Annotated in this window: 17 protein-coding genes and 1 pseudogene; all 18 read right to left on the reverse strand. The window is 47.3% G+C overall.

What is annotated here, in order from left to right:
• Positions 1-23: 23 nt before the first annotated feature.
• On the reverse strand, positions 24-1,694 hold the full coding sequence (locus F9L33_RS05865; protein ID WP_152141777.1) for a ribonuclease J: 1,671 nt from the start codon (positions 1,692-1,694) through the stop codon (positions 24-26).
• Between the two features lie 4 nt (positions 1,695-1,698).
• Positions 1,699-2,469 (reverse strand): type III pantothenate kinase, encoded by a 771-nt coding sequence (locus F9L33_RS05870; RefSeq protein WP_152141778.1) that lies wholly within the window; start codon positions 2,467-2,469, stop codon positions 1,699-1,701.
• Between the two features lie 3 nt (positions 2,470-2,472).
• The gene (locus tag F9L33_RS05875; protein WP_152141779.1) at positions 2,473-3,225 is read right to left on the reverse strand and encodes a biotin--[acetyl-CoA-carboxylase] ligase; all 753 of its coding nucleotides are present in this window, start codon (positions 3,223-3,225) and stop codon (positions 2,473-2,475) included.
• Positions 3,225-4,664, reverse strand: coding sequence for an NADH-quinone oxidoreductase subunit NuoN (gene nuoN / locus F9L33_RS05880; protein ID WP_152141780.1), 1,440 nt, complete (start codon positions 4,662-4,664; stop codon positions 3,225-3,227). The genes F9L33_RS05875 and nuoN overlap by 1 nt, the downstream gene beginning before the upstream one ends.
• A 1-nt stretch (position 4,665) precedes the next feature.
• A complete protein-coding gene (locus F9L33_RS05885) occupies positions 4,666-6,228 on the reverse strand; it encodes an NADH-quinone oxidoreductase subunit M (protein WP_152141781.1) in 1,563 nt (520 codons plus the stop codon).
• Complete coding sequence (gene nuoL / locus F9L33_RS05890; RefSeq protein WP_152141782.1) at positions 6,228-8,201, reverse strand: NADH-quinone oxidoreductase subunit L; 1,974 nt, start codon at positions 8,199-8,201, stop codon at positions 6,228-6,230. Before nuoL ends, F9L33_RS05885 begins: the two co-directional genes overlap by 1 nt.
• Positions 8,202-8,207: 6 nt before the next feature.
• Positions 8,208-8,513 (reverse strand): NADH-quinone oxidoreductase subunit NuoK, encoded by a 306-nt coding sequence (gene nuoK / locus F9L33_RS05895; protein WP_152141783.1) that lies wholly within the window; start codon positions 8,511-8,513, stop codon positions 8,208-8,210.
• Entirely contained in the window at positions 8,510-9,124 is a 615-nt protein-coding gene (locus F9L33_RS05900) for an NADH-quinone oxidoreductase subunit J (protein ID WP_152141784.1), read from the reverse strand. Before F9L33_RS05900 ends, nuoK begins: the two co-directional genes overlap by 4 nt.
• A 12-nt stretch (positions 9,125-9,136) precedes the next feature.
• Positions 9,137-9,631 carry an NADH-quinone oxidoreductase subunit NuoI gene (gene nuoI / locus F9L33_RS05905; RefSeq protein ID WP_152141785.1) on the reverse strand — a complete coding sequence of 165 codons (495 nt, stop codon included), beginning with the start codon at positions 9,629-9,631 and terminating at the stop codon, positions 9,137-9,139.
• A 3-nt stretch (positions 9,632-9,634) separates the two neighbouring features.
• Positions 9,635-10,672 carry an NADH-quinone oxidoreductase subunit NuoH gene (nuoH, locus tag F9L33_RS05910; RefSeq protein ID WP_152141786.1) on the reverse strand — a complete coding sequence of 346 codons (1,038 nt, stop codon included), beginning with the start codon at positions 10,670-10,672 and terminating at the stop codon, positions 9,635-9,637.
• Between the two features lie 10 nt (positions 10,673-10,682).
• Positions 10,683-11,096: a hypothetical protein gene (locus tag F9L33_RS05915; protein ID WP_226803965.1), complete on the reverse strand. Its 414-nt coding sequence runs from the start codon at positions 11,094-11,096 to the stop codon at positions 10,683-10,685.
• Between the two features lie 6 nt (positions 11,097-11,102).
• Positions 11,103-13,124, reverse strand: coding sequence for an NADH-quinone oxidoreductase subunit NuoG (gene nuoG / locus F9L33_RS05920; protein ID WP_152141788.1), 2,022 nt, complete (start codon positions 13,122-13,124; stop codon positions 11,103-11,105).
• Positions 13,125-13,129: 5 nt separating this feature from the next.
• On the reverse strand, positions 13,130-14,425 hold the full coding sequence (gene nuoF / locus F9L33_RS05925) for an NADH-quinone oxidoreductase subunit NuoF (protein ID WP_152141789.1): 1,296 nt from the start codon (positions 14,423-14,425) through the stop codon (positions 13,130-13,132).
• A 12-nt stretch (positions 14,426-14,437) separates the two neighbouring features.
• On the reverse strand, positions 14,438-14,650 hold the full coding sequence (locus F9L33_RS05930) for a DUF5337 family protein (RefSeq protein ID WP_152141790.1): 213 nt from the start codon (positions 14,648-14,650) through the stop codon (positions 14,438-14,440).
• A 23-nt stretch (positions 14,651-14,673) separates the two neighbouring features.
• A complete protein-coding gene (locus F9L33_RS05935; protein WP_152141791.1) occupies positions 14,674-15,537 on the reverse strand; it encodes an NADH:quinone oxidoreductase in 864 nt (287 codons plus the stop codon).
• A gap of 68 nt (positions 15,538-15,605) precedes the next feature.
• Positions 15,606-16,304 (reverse strand): annotated as a pseudogene (nuoE, locus tag F9L33_RS05940) (NADH-quinone oxidoreductase subunit NuoE); the annotation flags it as partial.
• Entirely contained in the window at positions 16,304-16,627 is a 324-nt protein-coding gene (locus F9L33_RS05945; protein WP_152141793.1) for a hypothetical protein, read from the reverse strand. The pseudogene nuoE and the gene F9L33_RS05945, both read right to left, overlap by 1 nt.
• Positions 16,624-17,835, reverse strand: coding sequence for an NADH-quinone oxidoreductase subunit D (locus F9L33_RS05950; protein ID WP_152141794.1), 1,212 nt, complete (start codon positions 17,833-17,835; stop codon positions 16,624-16,626). Before F9L33_RS05950 ends, F9L33_RS05945 begins: the two co-directional genes overlap by 4 nt.
• Positions 17,836-17,873: the final 38 nt, after the last annotated feature.

The following is a 17,873-nucleotide window of genomic DNA, read 5'->3' on the forward strand; positions in this document are numbered from 1 at the left end:
ACACACTTTAAGCTTAACCGTTTTTAATCTTCTACAAGCCTGTTGATCATGATTTGAGAAACAGGCTTTTTGCCGACTTCATCTTTACAAACACGGTTCACGATACGACTGACAAGCCGTTCAACCTCATCATCGCTTTTGATCAGGTTCTTTTTCGCAGACATCAGTTCCTGTTCAACAGTCACCTCGATTGCTTCATTCAAACTTGGTCCTGAACCGATTGTATCAGGCAGCCCCATCGCCTCGGCCCAAACACCTATCACATCATTATCTTCGATGATGATAGACATTGCTACAGCGCCACGTGTTGCCATGCGGATACGTTGCAGAACCACACCATCGAAAGCACCAATCAGACGTGTACCATCCATATAAAGTCGGCTGGTTTCGATATGATCCAACACCTCAGGCGTTTCGCCTGTTAGGTCTATCATCGCACCATTCGGAGCAATGATACCTGCAATACCTTTGCTTTCACCCAATTCCTTATGTTCTTTCAAGTGACGGTACTCTCCGTGCATTGGTATCAACATTTGTGGATTAAGTATGTCGTGGATTTCTTCCAGATCAGGGCGGTTTGCGTGGCCAGATACGTGGTATTTACCAGCACTGTCATCAATCACCGTCACGCCCATTGCAGACAGACTGTTAATGATGCGACCGACAGAAACTTCATTCCCTGGAATGGTCTTGGACGAGAATAAGAATGTATCGTTTTCACGCATGGTTATACCTAGGTATTTACCACGAGCCAGTTGAGCAGATGCCGCACGCCCTTCGCCTTGTGATCCAGTGACGATCAACATCAGATTTTCGCGAGGTACGTCAGCGACGTCTTCAAGTTCAATCGTTGGCGGGAAATCTTCCAATACACCTGTGCTGTGTGCATAGCCTAACATACGTTGCATAGAACGGCCCAAAACACAGACGGAACGACCTGCATCGACACCCGCTTGTGCCAATGTTTTTAGGCGCGCAACGTTGGATGCGAATGTAGTTGCGACCATCATGCCAGAGGCATTGGCGATCAACTCTGTGATGTTCGCATTCAATGTGGACTCTGATTTACCGCGATGCGGTGAAAACACATTTGTACTGTCACAGACCAAAGCTTTGATGCCGCCCTGTGCAATCTCTGCAAATAAGGCTGGATCGTAGGGTTCACCCACGATTGGTTCTAAGTCCAATTTGAAATCGCCCGTATGCACAATACGTCCTGCTGGGGTATCGATGATCAGACCTGCCGCTTCTGGTATAGAGTGTGCCAGAGGTAAATAACTAACGGTAAAAGGTCCCGCTTCGATCTGTTCGGGATAGCTGTCCACCACTTGAACGACCCAAGGGTCTTGGCCACGTTCTTCCATTTTTGCACGTGCAACCGCTGCTGTGAAAGGGCGTGCATAAACGGGGGCTGCCAATTTCGGGTAAAGCATACCTAATGCGCCAATATGGTCTTCGTGCGCGTGGGTTATGAATATCGCATCCAAACGATCTGCGCGTGCTTCGATATAGGCAGGATCTGCCATGATCAGATCCACACCCGGTGTTGTGTCCATAGTTGGGAAAGTTACACCAAGGTCTACAAGGATAAAGCGTTCTTTACCTTCTGGGCCGTAGCCATAGAGATACATATTCATGCCGATTTCGCCTGCGCCGCCTAGGGGCAAGAAGATCAATTTATTTTGGCTGCTCATTCAGTCAGTTGCTCCGATTTTGAGCTTCGATTAACACAAGCCCATGTAGCGTCAAGTCATTGTCGATGGCATCGAACAGTTTCGTGCCACGTTCAAATAAGGTGGCAAGACCACCTGTACCGATAATTTTCATCTCTGTACCGTGTTCAGCACGGATTTTATCGCAAATGCCTTCAATCAAGCCAATATACCCCCAGAAGACACCTGTTTGCATACAGGCCACAGTATTCGTTCCTATAACCTTGTCGGGCTGTGTTACATCGATATGTGGTAATGCTGCGGCTGCTTCATGTAGCGCTTTGATCGACAGGTTCACACCTGGTGAAATCACACCACCAATATAAGCGCCATCATGATCAACCACGTCAAATGTTGTGGCCGTTCCGAAATCAACAACGATCAGATTGCCACCGTAGCGATCATAGGCACCCACGGTGTTCACCAAGCGATCTGCGCCCACCAAAGTTCCTTCATCTACGCGCACATCGACACCGAGCTTACAATCAGGTTTACCAACAACGATTGGGCGGCAATTAAAGTAACGGTCGGATAATACACGTAAATTAAACACCACTTGCGGGACAACAGATGAAATGATCACACGGTCGATTCTCATATCGATACCTTGCAATTCCATCAATTTCATCAGCCAGACATAATATTCATCAGCTGTGCGTTGATGAACCGTTTCGCACCGCCAATCAGATAAGAACTCCGTTCCATCATGAATGGCAAAAACTGTATTCGTATTTCCAACATCGACCGTTAATAACATGTCTTAACACTCACCAAAAAATATCTCTGCCGCAGTAATGGGCCGCGGGCCGTTAGGCGTTTGTAGTACAAGTGCGCCTGTTTCGTCCACAGTGTCAAATACGCCCTGAATATCCTCTTTCAAGGTGCGCGCTGTGATTACCTCGCCCAGACGTGTTGCATTTTTTAGCCAGTCGCGGCGGATGGTATCAAAACCACCCTCCTTAAACTGACGCTCGCGATTGGCATATGCAGTAGCTAAGGCTGTTAGAAAAACTTCTGCTATGACTTCTAGGTTAGCATCTCCAGCCAAGGATTTGGGCGGCACAGCTGTTAATTCTAAAGCAGTCGTACTCGGCGCATGAGCAAGGTTCACACCGATACCAATACACAGATGGCTTGGTCCAGTTCCTGCTGTTTCTAAAAGGATGCCGGCAATTTTACCGCCCTTTAATAAAACGTCATTAGGCCATTTAAGTCCCAAGTCTTTTTCTGCAACACCAACATCGATAAATGCATCGCGCAAAGCAAGAGAGGTTACAAAGCTTAACAATGCAGCTTGTTCTAACGGGATGTTCAAAGGTTGCAGTAATGTACCTGCAAAGTTGCCAAAATTCGTAGACCACGCACGACCACGACGCCCAATTCCAGCCGTTTGTTCATGTGCTAAAATCCACAATGGCCCCGCAGTGGTTTGCAACCGCCTGCGTGCCTCTGAATTTGTGCTGTCTATGGAGTCGTAGATGACCCGATCATACCCATCGGGCCAGCTTGTCATTATTTAAGCAATGCTTCTGCTGCTACGGCAGCGTAGCCTTCAATACCGAATAGATTCACAACACCAAACAACATGATCCCAGCACATGCCATTAAGGCAATGTAATGCACAGCTGGCATTTTGCCGTTCATTGGTTCTACTTCATCACCGAAATACATATAGTAGATGATACGCAAGTAATAGAAGGCACCGATCACAGATGCGATCACGCCAGCAAGCGCCAACCAAGTCATGTCTGCATCGATTGCAGCTTTCAGTACGTAGAACTTACCAAAGAAACCAACTAATGGCGGAATACCTGCCAATGAGAACATCAAGATGCCAAGTGCCGCTGCACGCGCAGGTTCAATACGTGAATATTGACCAAGAGCAGAGATGTCTGTGATTGCGGTCCCGTCACGTTCCATATTCAAAATGAATGTGAATGTACCGATATTCATCACAACGTAGATTGCCATATAGATCAACAATGCCTGAACACCCGCTTCTGTACCCGCAGCCAACCCCATCAAGGCAAAGCCCATATGCGCGATGGAAGAGAATGCCATCAGGCGTTTGATGTTTGTCTGACCGATCGCAGCAATAGCGCCAAGGAACATAGATAACAGTGATAGAAATGCGATGATCTGTGTCCAATCACCAGTTGCCTCGGTAAACGCATCATGCATCACGCGTGCGAATAAACAAGCCGCTGCCACTTTTGGAGCTGTTGCAAAGAATGCTGTCACTGGTGTTGGAGAACCTTCGTAAACATCTGGTGTCCACATATGGAACGGTGCAGCGGATACTTTGAACGCCATACCAACGCATAGGAACACAAGACCGAACAACATACCCAAACCAAGTTCACCTGTTTCGATTGTCGATGCGATACCCGTAAATGTTGTTGTTCCAGCAAAGCCGTACACCAATGATGCACCGTATAAAAGCATACCAGAAGATAACGCACCAAGAACGAAGTATTTCAAACCAGCCTCTGTTGAACGCAAGCTGTCACGACGGAACGATGCAACCACGTATAAAGATAAGGATTGCAGCTCTAGGCCCATATAAAGCGCCATAAGATCACCAGCGGATACCATCATCATCATACCCAAGGTCGCCAAGGCAATCAGGATTGGATATTCAAACTTAAACAAGTTGTTCTTTTGCAAATAATCCCTGCTGATAAGAATAATCACAGCGCTGGCTAACAGCATAATCACTTTTGCATAGCGCGAGAATGCATCATCAATAAATGCGCCATTGAAAGCTGTCTGTGTACCCGCAGGAGCAAGTGCGATTGCAGCTGCTAAAACAACCAATACGATCGACGTCAGCCAAAAGATAAGGTTGGCGCGGCTGTCTTTGCCAAAGTAAACGGCGAACATCAAAGCTGCCATTGAATAGATCGCTAGGATCAGCTCTGGTAGAACCGTATTTAGATCAGTACCAATCATCTTAATGAGCCTCTACTATTGCTTCAACGGCGGCAGGCATTGCATCAGCAGCTGCCGCTTGAGCGGATGTTACGTTTTCAAGAAGTGCATTCACCGATGGGCCGATGATATCCAATACCAATGCTGGATAGACCCCCAATAGGATAGTCATAATGATCAGCGGTGCCATCATCAAACGCTCACGTGTATTCATGTCTGTGATCGATTTCAGGCTTTCCTTGATCAAGTCACCAAATACGACGCGGCGATAAAGCCATAGTGCGTAACCTGCGGATAAGATCACGCCTGTTGTTGCACCGAATGCAATCCATGTGTTGGCTTTAAAGGCCGCGATCAATGTTAAGAATTCGCCGATGAAACCAGATGTGCCTGGCAAACCTACGTTTGCCATCGTGAACAACATAAACACCAAAGCGTAAGCTGGCATTCGGATTACCAAACCACCGTAAGCATCTATATCGCGTGTATGCATGCGGTCGTAAATCACACCAACGCCCAAGAACAATGCGCCAGAGATAAAGCCGTGTGATAACATTTGGAAAATCGCACCGTCCAAACCTTGTTGGTTCAATGTGAAGATACCCATCGTCACGAACCCCATATGTGCCACAGATGAATAGGCAATCAGCTTTTTCATATCTTCTTGCATCATCGCCACAAGAGACGTGTAGATGATAGCAATGACAGACAGTGTCATAACAAAGGTTGCAAGCAGTTCAGATGCCACTGGGAACATTGGAAGGCTGAAGCGCAAGAAGCCATAGCCACCCATTTTCAATAGGATTGCTGCCAATACAACAGAACCCGCTGTTGGCGCCTGCACGTGTGCGTCAGGCAACCATGTGTGTACAGGCCACATTGGCATTTTTACTGCAAAGCTCGCGAAAAACGCTAAGAATAGAAGTGTTTGCAAACCGCCCATGATTTGGAAACCTAGGACAGTCATAGGCACATAGCTGAACTCATGATTCAACAGTGTAGGAATGTCTGTCGTGCCCGCGTCCATCCACATAACGATCATTGCAACAAGCATCAAAACAGAGCCAAGCAATGTATATAGGAAGAACTTGAATGATGCATATATGCGGTCTTTACCGCCCCAGATGCCTACGATCAGGAACATTGGTATCAAGCCAGCTTCAAATACCACATAGAACAATACCAGATCCAATGCACAGAACACTGCAATCATGAGCGTTTCTAAGACTAGGAACAGCACCATATATTCTTTGACACGCGTGGTTACGGTCCAACAAGCACCGATCACAACTGGCATCAAGAAAGTTGTCAGCATCACAAATAGAACGCTGATACCATCAACACCTAATTTATAATTCAGACCAGCAAGCCATTTGTGCTCTTCGACCATTTGAAACCCAGTATTGCTTGGATCAAATTCGGAATAGATTGCCACTGCAGAAATCACGAAAGTGGCAAGTGTTGTCGCAAGTGCCACACTCTTAGCATTGCGTTGTTCATAATCATCGTCGCCATGTAGACACGCAACCAAAATAACAGCGCCCACCAAAGGCAAGAAGGTGATGATGGATAGGAGATTTTCCATTAATACGTGCCCCCAATGACGAACCAAGTGATGATTGCCGCCAATCCTAGGAACATCGCAAATGCGTAGTGAAATAAGTAACCCGACTGTACGCGGCCAGCCAAGCGTGTGAACCAAGGTATAATGCCCATAGCCAATCCGTTGATGCTGCCATCAATCACTTTACCGTCGCCTTTTTTCCAAAGGAAGACACCTAAAGCTTTCGCAGGGCGCACAAAGATCATCTCGTATAGTTCATCAAAGTACCATTTGTTCAACAAGAACTGATACAAAGCACTTTGCTGTTTAGCCAAGGCAGCAGGGGCTGTTGGGAATTTGATGTACATCAACCAAGACAGGATGAAACCAAGTGCCATCGCAACGAATGGCGATACTTTCACCCATTTCGCAACATTATGTGCATCGTGCACCACATGGTTTGTTGCATGGTTTTCGTAGATCGCTGTGCCGAACCATTCTTGATAATGATGGCCAAAGAAATCTTCGTACCATAACATACCAGCAAAGATCGCACCAAGGGCAAGAACACCCAAAGGAATGATCATTGTCAGTGGGCTTTCATGTGCATGATCATGCGTATGCTGATCACCACGCTCTTCACCATAGAAGGTAAGGAAAATCAGGCGCCACGAATAGAAGCTTGTCATTGCAGCCGCAATTACCAACATCCAGAAAGCATATTGTGCAACACCAGGGCCACCCGCAAAAGCGCTTTCGATGATTGCATCTTTAGAAAGGAAACCAGCAAAACCGATATGTGTTAGTGGGATACCAACACCCGTAATCGCCAATGTACCGATCATCATAGCCGCAAAAGTGAATGGAATTTTTTTACGCAAGTTACCATAGTTGCGCATGTCTTGTTCGTGATGCATCGCGTGGATCACAGAACCCGCACCTAAGAACAACATCGCTTTAAAGAATGCGTGTGTGAACAGATGGAACATTGCAGCGCCATATGCACCAACACCTGCGGCTACGAACATGTACCCCAACTGAGAGCATGTTGAATAGGCAATCACGCGTTTGATGTCGTTTTGAACCAAACCAACTGTGGCTGCAAAAAATGCTGTAGTCGCACCAATGAAGATGATGAAGTTCGGTGTGAACTCAGCGTACTCCATAAGCGGCGCCAAACGGCAAACCATGAATACACCAGCCGTTACCATTGTCGCTGCGTGGATAAGTGCAGACACAGGTGTCGGGCCTTCCATCGCGTCTGGCAACCATGTGTGTAACATCAACTGGGCTGATTTACCCATCGCACCAACGAATAATAGGAATGTAATCACTTCAAGTGCATTCATTTCCCAGCTTAGGAACATGAATGTTTGTTTGCTCAGATCTTTTGCTGTGTGCGGATCCAGAACTTCGGAAAAGTTAATGCTGTCTGTTAAGTAGAATAAGCCAAAGATACCCAATGCAAAGCCAAAGTCACCAACACGGTTGACGATAAACGCTTTCATGGCAGCCGCACCTGCAGATGGTTTGCGGTAATAAAAGCCAATCAATAGGTATGAGGCAACGCCCACGCCTTCCCAGCCAAAGAACATTTGCAATAGATTGTCAGATGTGACCAACATCAACATCGCGAATGTAAAGAATGATAGGTATGCAAAGAAGCGTGGCTTGTAACTTTCGCCTTCTTTCCACTGCGGGTCTTTATCCATGTAACCCCATGAATACAGGTGAACCAATGCAGAAACAGTGTTGATTACAATCAGCATAATCACAGTTAGGCGGTCAATACGGATAGCCCAATCTGTGGATAAGCTGCCGCTTTCCAACCAACGGAACAATGTTACGGTATAAGCATCACCATGGAATGTCAGGAACATTACCCATGACAGGATCGCCGTCAGAAACAGCATGCCTGTTGCAAAGCCCATAGCCGCTTTTTCGCCAATCATTTTGTGCCCAAAGCCACAAATGATGGAACCGACAAGCGGTGCGAATAGAAGAATGGTTTCCATTTCCCCTTAACCTTTCATCACATTCACATCTTCCACCGCGATCGTGCCACGGTTACGGAAGAAACAAACTAAAATAGCCAAACCAATCGCAGCTTCGGCAGCGGCAACGGTTAGCACAAATAACGTGAAAATCTGACCTACGAGATCATTCAAATGCGCTGAGAAAGCTACAAAGTTGATATTCACAGCCAGAAGCATTAATTCAATCGACATCAAGATGACGATGACGTTTTTACGGTTTACGAAGATACCAAAGATACCAATCACAAACAGGATCGCGGCAACAGCCAGATAGTGTTCAAGTGTAATCATAGTCCCTGCCCTGGTTTCACATCTTTCAATTCCATTGCGTCTTTTGGATTACGCAACACTTGTTCTGATATGTTCTGACGTTTCACGTCATCACGGTGGCGCAGTGTCAAAACAATCGCCCCGATCATCGCAACCAACAGGATCAAACCCGCTGTTTGGAACATGTAAATATAGTCTGTGTAGATCAACTGCCCCAAAGCGATGGTGTTATGTGCTTCGTCAAGAGATGGTGTAACCGCCGCACGCAAGTCTTGTGCTTGCTCTGCGAACTTCCAGTGACCGAATACCAGTGCCAATTCGCCCAAGAGAACCAGCCCGATGAGTGAACCAATGCCCATGAATTTGGACATACCAGACTTTAACTGTGTGAAGTCCACGTCCAACATCATCACAACGAAGAGGAATAGAACCGCAACCGCACCCACATAAACGATAGCCAAAAGCATCGCGATATATTCTGCGCCCATAAGAACGAATAAACCTGCCGCACTAAAGAAAGCTAAGATCAACCAAAGCACCGAATGTACTGGATTGCGTGCCATAACGACCAAGAACCCAGATACGATAGCTGTGAGTGCAAACAGATAGAATGCCAATACTGTAATAGTCATATCTGCGTCCCCTTACCGATACGGCGCGTCGATTTCGATGTTACGCGCAATTTCCGCTTCCCATCGTTCGCCGTTCGCCAGCAGTTTATCTTTGTCATAGAACAGCTCTTCACGAGTTTCCGTTGCAAACTCAAAGTTCGGGCCTTCTACGATTGCATCCACTGGACAGGCTTCTTGGCAGAAGCCACAGTAAATGCATTTTGTCATGTCGATGTCGTAACGTGTTGTGCGGCGGCTGCCGTCATCACGTGGCTCCGCATCAATCGTAATCGCTTGTGCAGGACAAATCGCTTCGCACAATTTACACGCAATGCAACGCTCTTCGCCATTTGGGTAGCGGCGTAATGCGTGTTCACCACGGAAACGTGGGGACAAAGGCCCCTTTTCGTGTGGGTAGTTCAATGTTGCTTTTGGTTTGAAGAAGTACTTCATACCTAATTTAAAGCCTCTGAAAATATCAAAGAGCAAAAAATAGGAAGCGCGGCGACCAAGTGAATGTTGTGCCATGATTTAACCCCCAACAGCCCAGCGAGCATATGTGCCGCCAAAGGCTCCGTATTGTGCAAAGAATGCTACGATCACAACCCAAGCCAATGAGAGTGGTAGGAAGACTTTCCAACCCAAACGCATCAATTGGTCGTAGCGGTAGCGTGGTACAATGGCTTTAACCATCGCGAATAAGAAGAAGAAGAACACCATCTTAGCAAACAACCACAAAGCGCCGTCTGCGATGAATGGAACAGGTGACAACCAACCGCCAAAGAACAGGATGGATGTCAGTGCGCACATCATCCAGATCGCTAGATATTCACCTATCATGAACAATAGGAATGGCGTCGATGAGTATTCAACTTGATAACCAGCAACCAATTCTGATTCAGCTTCTGGCAAATCAAACGGTGGGCGGTTTGTTTCAGCCAATGCTGAGATGAAGAACAAGAAAACCATAGGGAAGTGTGGCAGCCAGTACCAATTTAATGCACCCCAATTGCCCTCTTGCGCCAATACGATGTCTACTAGGCTCAATGACCCAGTTGATAGGATCACACCAATGATGATGAAACCAATGGACACCTCATAGGAAATCATTTGTGCAGCAGAGCGTAGAGAACCCAAGAATGGATATTTCGAGTTGGATGCCCAACCGCCCATGATTACGCCGTAGACTTCCAATGAGCCGATGGCGAAAATATACAAGATAGCAACGTTCAGGTCCGCCAATATCCATGTTTCGTTAAACGGAATAACCGCCCACATGATCACTGGCAGGATAAACGCAATCAACGGTGCCATAAGGAAAATAGTCTTATCTGCACCCGCAGGCACAACAATTTCTTTGACTACATACTTCAAGAAGTCCGCAATCAGCTGTAACAGCCCCCAAGGGCCCACAACGTTTGGGCCACGGCGCAACTGAACTGCACCCCAAATCTTACGGTCACCGTAAACAAGGAACATTGCACAGACCAAAAGGAAGCCAATGATCAACAGACACTGGCCTGCTATGATCAGGAAAACCCCTAGGTTTGATGAGAAAAATTCAGTCATATCCTAATCCTTAGACCGTCGGTACGTTGTTAGCGGTACAATCTTCGACTGTAACCTCTGCATCAATTGTATGTCGCCCACCTGGGTGTGCGTTCGAAAGTGTGTAAATCGCATTACCTGCCCAAACGCCGCTTTTTTCTTCAGCAACATCTAGTTTTACGCGGCCTGCAAATCCGAAACCACGGATCAACGTATATTGCGCGGCAGCACATTCCACATAAGCCACAACATCCGTTGGCGTACGTGGATTGCGTAGCGTGACAACCATGTTCACAAGTTCTGGGCTCATCAAGCGTGTATCCACCTTGATGTATTCCAGCGTGCCTGTTGTTGGCTTACTTACCTCTTGTCCTTCTGGCCCACAAGCAGACAACAAGCCAAGGGCCAGTCCAATGCTTGTGAGTTTTGAAAGGGTTAAGGTCACGTTCATTTACTCCGCAGCGATTGGCGCATCTTGGCGCGCTTTAGCGTTTGCAGACAATTCAGCCATCACTTCGGATGCCCGCGTGATCGGGTTTGTCATGTAATGATCTGCGATAGCGTTTTTAAATCCACCTGATTTCAGTGCTTTCGGCTTCACAGCTTTCCATACATTTTCTGGCACCATATCAATGGCAGCCAAATGCGGGAACTCTGCAAACAGAGCTTGGCGCAATTGTGCGATACTGTCGTAAGGCAATGTGGCGCCCAGTTCAGCAGACAAGGCACGCAAGATCGCCCAGTTTTCTTTGGCATCACCTGGGGCAAAACCAGCACGTTGCGCCATTTGCGGACGACCTTCTGTATTTACAAAAATGCCGCTTTCTTCTGTATATGTTGCACCTGGTAGAATTACATCAGCACGATGTGCACCACGATCACCATGGCTGCCTTGGTAAATAACAAAAGGATTGTCAGCGATTTCGACTTCGTCAGCACCTAAGTTAAATACAACTTGTGCACCTTTAAGCGCTGATTTCATGCCACCCTTAGTCGTGAAACCAATATCCATACCACCAACGCGAGACGCTGCTGTGTGTAATACCAATAGCTTAGACTTAGAGTTCTCAGCCAACTGCATTGCTGCGGCCAGAACGGCTTCACCATCCGCACCTTGAATGGCGCCTTGGCCAACGATCACAAGGCTTGGTGCCTTTTTCGTTGCAGCCGTAATTTTCTTTTTTGTAAGTTTTTCAAGTGCTGCACGGTCTGTACCCACATGCGCATAGTCATATGTTAGATCAACCGCTTCACCGACCAAACCAATATTTGCACCGCGCGCCCATGCTTTACGAAGGCGTGCATTCAACACAGGCGCTTCTGTACGTGGGTTTGTGCCGATCAATTGGATCATATCAGCGCTATCAATGTCTTCAATCGTAGCGTTTCCAACATAAGCAGAACGATTACCTGTAGGCAGCTTTGCATCATCGACACGGCACTCAACGTTGCCGCCCATGCCTGTAACCAAAGTTTTCAACGCATACATTGCTTCAACAGGAGCTAAGTCACCAGCTACTGCAGCAACCTTCTTGCCTTTAACAGCCTCTGCAACTGCTTGGAATGCTTCACCCCAAGTTGCTGGCTTCAGTTTGCCACCCTTACGCACATAAGGTTTATCTAATCGCTGACGGCGCAGACCATCCCAAACGAAGCGGGCTTTATCAGACAGCCATTCTTCGTTCACGCCATCATGGTTGCGCGGCAAAATACGCATCACTTCGCGACCTTTGGTATCCACACGAATGTTCGAACCAAGTGCATCCATCACATCGATGGTTTCTGTTTTCTTCAATTCCCAAGGGCGCGCAGAAAACGCGTAAGGCTTTGATGTTAAAGCACCAACTGGGCATAGATCAATGATATTACCTTGAAGCTCACTGTCCAATGTTTGGTTTAGATAAGATGTAATCTCAGCATCTTCACCCCGACCCGTTTGACCCATTTGTGTAATGCCAGCAACTTCCGTGGTAAAACGCACGCAACGTGTACACGAAATACAACGCGTCATCGTTGTGGCCACCAATGGCCCCAAATCTAGATCTTCTGTTGCACGTTTTGCTTCGCGGAAACGACTGAAATCAACACCATAAGCCATAGCTTGGTCTTGTAGGTCGCATTCACCACCTTGGTCACAAATTGGACAATCAAGCGGGTGATTGATCAACAAGAACTCCATCACGCCTTCACGCGCTTTTTTCACCATAGGTGACGTCGTTTTCACCTCTGGTGGCTGACCTTCTGGACCTGGACGCAAATCACGTACCTGCATCGCACAAGATGCTGCTGGTTTTGGTGGACCACCAACGACTTCGACCAAACACATGCGGCAATTACCAGCAATCGTCAGACGTTCATGGTAACAAAAACGCGGCACTTCGATACCAGCCACTTCACAGGCTTGGATCAGTGTCATGGCACCTTCGACTTCGACTTCGGTTCCGTCGATGATGATTTTGCGTAGATCAGACATTCAGATTACTCCGCAGCAACCGCAGAAACGCGGCCTGTTCTTTTGTGTTTAATACGGTCTTCGATTTCATCGCGGAAATGGCGGATCAAACCTTGGATCGGCCATGCAGCCGCATCACCCAACGCACAGATTGTGTGGCCTTCGACCTGTTTGGTCACATCCAGCAACATATCGATTTCTTCTGGCTCAGCTTCGCCCGTTACCAAACGATCCATCACGCGCATCATCCAACCTGTACCTTCACGGCACGGCGTACATTGGCCACAGCTTTCGTGTTTGTAAAATTTAGACAAGCGCCAGATCGCTTTGATCACATCTGTGTTTTGATCCATCACAATCACAGCTGCCGTTCCCAAACCAGAGCGCTGGTTGCGCAGCCAATCAAAATCCATGATCGCCTCGTCGCAGATATCTGCAGGTAGCATCGGTACAGATGAACCGCCTGGAATAACCGCTTTTAGGTTTTTCCAGCCACCACGCACACCGCCACAGTGGCGGTCGAGCAATTCTTGTAATGGAATAGACATCGCTTCTTCCACAACACACGGGTTGTTCACATGACCAGAGATTGCAAACAATTTTGTACCCGCATTATTCTCTCGTCCAAAGCTAGAAAACCAATCTGCACCACGGCGCAGGATTGTTGGAACAACAGCAATAGACTCAACGTTATTCACAGTAGTAGGACAACCATACAAACCAGCACCTGCTGGAAATGGTGGCTTCATACGCGGCATACCTTTTTTGCCCTCAAGACTCTCCAGCAATGCTGTTTCTTCACCGCAAATATAGGCACCTGCTCCATGGTGTAGATATAGATCAAAATCCCAACCAGACTTAGCGGCATTTTTACCCAACATACCTTTATCATAGCACTCATCGATCGCTGCTTGCAGCGCTTCGCGTTCGCGAATAAATTCACCACGAATATAAATGTAACAGGCATGTGCTCCCATCGCGAAAGAGGCTATTAACGCACCTTCAATCAATGTGTGCGGATCATGGCGCATGATTTCGCGATCTTTACATGTACCTGGCTCAGACTCATCAGCATTGATAACAAGATAAGCTGGACGGCCATCGCTTTCTTTTGGCATAAAAGACCATTTCAAGCCCGTAGGAAAACCCGCTCCACCACGCCCACGAAGTCCAGATTTTTTCATCTCATCGACGATCCAATCACGGCCATTCTTGATAAATTTCGCAGTTCCATCCCAATGGCCACGCTTCTTGGCGCCTGCCAAAGAGCGGTCATGCTGACCATATAGATTTGTAAAGATACGATCCTTATCTGCGAGCATATCTGTCTTCCTTTATCCGCGGCCTGATTTCCAGACCTGAAACAATACAACCAACGCCCAAAACAGCGCGGCAAGTGCAGCGAAATCGAACAAGAACGCATAGCGTACAGGCAGTCCGATCATTCCGCCAATCCAAGAGGCCCCCATCCAAGCTACAATCGCCACCAAAATGACGATCGAAGCAACCCGCGCCTTTTGGCGCTTTGGATCAGGTAAAGGGGCCACTTAGTTATCCCTTCTTCAGCGTCCTACTTACGCTTCTTCTTTGAAAATTCTGTGTCGCCACCTTTGGCTAGAACTTTCGCTTGCTTCATCCAATTGTCGCGTTCGATGCGACCTTTGAATTTCAGTTGGTCATCTACTTTCTTGATGTCCGCTTTTTTCCAAACAGCAACCTGTTCGTATTTATAAACGCCGATATCGTTCAAGGTTTTCTCCAACTTAGGACCAACGCCAGAGATCAACTTAAGATCATCCACTTTTGCTGGTGCCTTCGTATAGAATTTAGCTGGTGACGCTTTTTTCGCCGCTGCAGGCTTAGCCGCCGCTTTTGCTTTTGGCGCAGCTTTTGCTGCTACAGGTTTTTTAGCCGCTGCAGTTTTTGTTTTGGCAGTCGACGTGGACTTAGCTGCAGTTTTCTTTGCAGGAGCCGCTTTTTTCGCCGCTGGCTTCTTCGCCGTTGCAGGTTTAGCCGCCGCTTTTGCCTTAGGCGCAGCTTTTGCTGCTGCAGGCTTTTTAGCCGCTGCAGTTTTTGTTTTGGCAGTCGACGTGGACTTAGCTGCAGTTTTCTTTGCAGGAGCCGCTTTTTTCGCCGCTGGCTTTTCCGCAGCCGCTGATGTCGCAGCAGTTGCTGTTGCAACAGCACCCGCACCTACAGCCGCTGCTGCAGTTGTTGACGAAACAGTTGATGATGCATCATCCGCACAGAACATACCTTTTAAAATCCAGCCAGCTAGAAGCATTGCTATCAATCCAATAACAGCTGCAAGCAATCCATGTATACTAACCCAGTGAATCAATGCTGCTGCTACGAAAATTCCCAAAGCAAATGCCAACAACCAACACACGATAGAACATGTGGTAAGGCCGTTGGATGAGTTATTATCAGTCATTATAGTCTCCCCTTATAAAGGCCAGCAGAGCTCTTGCTGGCAAATCATTTCGCGGCAGTTGTCTTCCGCGGTTTCAGTACTGGAACTTCATCCCCTTGGATACGTTTTACCGTATCTCCATAGTCTAACGCTAAGGTTGCTGAAGCATTGTTGGCGTATTTGCCAGAATCCATGTCTTTGAGAGTGGTCACACCACCCAATGGCTCCGCCGCATAGCGACCGTTTTGCGGACCAGGTGTTGGCACCTTTCCATCCGCAAAGTCTGCGATGATCTGTGTAAACGTCTCCACAGTCAAATCTTCATAGAAATCTTTCCCGATTTGGGCCATCGGTGCATTTGTACATGCGCCCAAACATTCAACTTCTTCCCAGCTGAATTTGCCGTCTTCGGATATTTGGTGAGGGTTCGGCGCGATCTTATCTTTACATACACCGATCAAATCTTCTGCACCGCAGATCATGCAGGATGTTGTGCCACATACTTGGATGTGCGCCACTGTTCCCACTGGTTGCAATTGGAACATGAAATAGAACGTCGCAACTTCTAAAACACGGATATAGGCCATGCCTAGCATATCAGCCACATACTCAATGGCTGGCTTAGACAACCAACCTTCTTGTTCTTGAGCACGCCAAAGCAGCGGAATAACACCAGAGGCTTGACGGCCTTCTGGGAATTTCTTCAACTGAGCTTGCGCCCATTTCTGGTTCGCAGCTGTGAATTCAAAGCTGTCAGGTTGTGTATGATGTAAACGACGCAATGACATTATTTGCAAAATCCTGATTTGATAACCAAGCTATCGCCCTGAAGCATAGCTTGTGAATGTTTGGAAAGACCTGTCAAAACATTGTTGATGGCTTTTTTAGATTTGATGCTGCGCTTATCAAACTCATTTTTCCAGTCTGCTTTTGACAATGTGCAATTCGTAGCAGCAGCTACCGCTCCCAACTCTTTTGCAAATTTTGGGTAGCCTTTATTCTTTGCCACACGCTTGCTGGTGAATTTTGAATCTAAATTCGTAATTTCCGCCAAAGCGGCTACGGGGCTGAATGAGATCAGAGCGATCGCAGTCAATGTAACAAATCTCATCGATCAATCTCCCCAAAAACAACGTCCATGGTACCAATAATGGCTGCAACGTCAGCCAATTGGTGGCCTTTGCAAATATGATCCATCGCTTGCAGGTGCAAATATCCTGGCGCACGAATTTTGGTTTTATATGGTTTGTTTGTGCCGTCAGAAACAAGATAAACACCAAACTCACCTTTTGGTGCTTCCACAGCAGCATAAACTTCGCCCTCTGGAACGTGGAAGCCTTCGGTGTAAAGTTTGAAGTGGTGGATCAAAGCTTCCATCGAAGTCTTCATATCACCACGTGATGGCGGTGTTAATTTACCACGTGCTAAAACGTCACCCGTTGAGGCTTCTAATTTCTGGATCGCCTGTTGCATAATGCTCAAGCTTTCGCGCATTTCCTGCATACGGCATAGGTAACGATCATAGCAGTCGCCATTTGTACCGACAGGAATTTGGAAATCAAACTCGTCATAGCATTCATATGGCTGCGCACGACGCAAATCCCATGCCATTCCAGAACCGCGCACCATCACACCAGAGAAACCCCAATCAAGGGCTTCTTGTTCCGAAATCACAGCGATATCAACGTTACGCTGCTTAAAGATGCGGTTTTCAGTCAACAGACCGTCGATATCTGCAAGCACCTCTGGGAATTCCAAAGTCCATTGCATGATGTCATCAAGCAAATCCTGCGGCAGGTCTTGGTGAACACCACCCGGGCGGAAGTATGCTGCGTGTAAACGCGCACCACAGGCACGCTCGTAGAACACCATCAGTTTTTCACGCTCTTCAAAGCCCCAAAGCGGCGGCGTAAGCGCACCAACATCCAAAGCTTGTGTTGTGATGTTTAGAAGATGATTTAGAATGCGGCCGATTTCAGAATATAGAACACGGATCAAAGAGGCACGACGCGGCACCTCTACACCTGTTAGTTTTTCGATCGCCAAACACCAAGCATGTTCTTGGTTCATCGGAGCCACATAATCAAGGCGGTCAAAGTATGGAAGGTTTTGCAGATATGTTCTGCTTTCCATCAGTTTTTCTGTACCGCGGTGCAGCAGGCCAATATGCGGATCGCAACGCTCTACCAGCTCGCCATCCAACTCCAACACCAAGCGCAAAACACCGTGTGCCGCAGGGTGTTGCGGACCGAAGTTGATGTTGAAATTACGAATACGTTGTTCGCCCGTTTTCGCATCATTAAATTGAGAGCCGTCCATTATTTACGATCCTCCGCACGAACCACTGCACGTTTTGC

Origin of the sequence: Amylibacter sp. SFDW26 (genome assembly GCF_009184395.1) — a bacterium.
GTDB lineage: Bacteria > Pseudomonadota > Alphaproteobacteria > Rhodobacterales > Rhodobacteraceae > Amylibacter.

Coding starts and splice junctions, on each gene's coding strand:
- F9L33_RS05865 (WP_152141777.1), bottom strand. CDS start 1,694: ATGAGCAGCCAAAATAAATTGATCTTCTTGCCCCTAGGCGGCGCAGGC.
- F9L33_RS05870 (WP_152141778.1), bottom strand. CDS start 2,469: ATGTTATTAACGGTCGATGTTGGAAATACGAATACAGTTTTTGCCATT.
- F9L33_RS05875 (WP_152141779.1), bottom strand. CDS start 3,225: ATGACAAGCTGGCCCGATGGGTATGATCGGGTCATCTACGACTCCATA.
- nuoN (WP_152141780.1), bottom strand. CDS start 4,664: ATGATTGGTACTGATCTAAATACGGTTCTACCAGAGCTGATCCTAGCG.
- F9L33_RS05885 (WP_152141781.1), bottom strand. CDS start 6,228: ATGGAAAATCTCCTATCCATCATCACCTTCTTGCCTTTGGTGGGCGCT.
- nuoL (WP_152141782.1), bottom strand. CDS start 8,201: ATGGAAACCATTCTTCTATTCGCACCGCTTGTCGGTTCCATCATTTGT.
- nuoK (WP_152141783.1), bottom strand. CDS start 8,513: ATGATTACACTTGAACACTATCTGGCTGTTGCCGCGATCCTGTTTGTG.
- F9L33_RS05900 (WP_152141784.1), bottom strand. CDS start 9,124: ATGACTATTACAGTATTGGCATTCTATCTGTTTGCACTCACAGCTATC.
- nuoI (WP_152141785.1), bottom strand. CDS start 9,631: ATGGCACAACATTCACTTGGTCGCCGCGCTTCCTATTTTTTGCTCTTT.
- nuoH (WP_152141786.1), bottom strand. CDS start 10,672: ATGACTGAATTTTTCTCATCAAACCTAGGGGTTTTCCTGATCATAGCA.
- nuoG (WP_152141788.1), bottom strand. CDS start 13,124: ATGTCTGATCTACGCAAAATCATCATCGACGGAACCGAAGTCGAAGTC.
- nuoF (WP_152141789.1), bottom strand. CDS start 14,425: ATGCTCGCAGATAAGGATCGTATCTTTACAAATCTATATGGTCAGCAT.
- F9L33_RS05935 (WP_152141791.1), bottom strand. CDS start 15,537: ATGACTGATAATAACTCATCCAACGGCCTTACCACATGTTCTATCGTG.
- F9L33_RS05945 (WP_152141793.1), bottom strand. CDS start 16,627: ATGAGATTTGTTACATTGACTGCGATCGCTCTGATCTCATTCAGCCCC.
- F9L33_RS05950 (WP_152141794.1), bottom strand. CDS start 17,835: ATGGACGGCTCTCAATTTAATGATGCGAAAACGGGCGAACAACGTATT.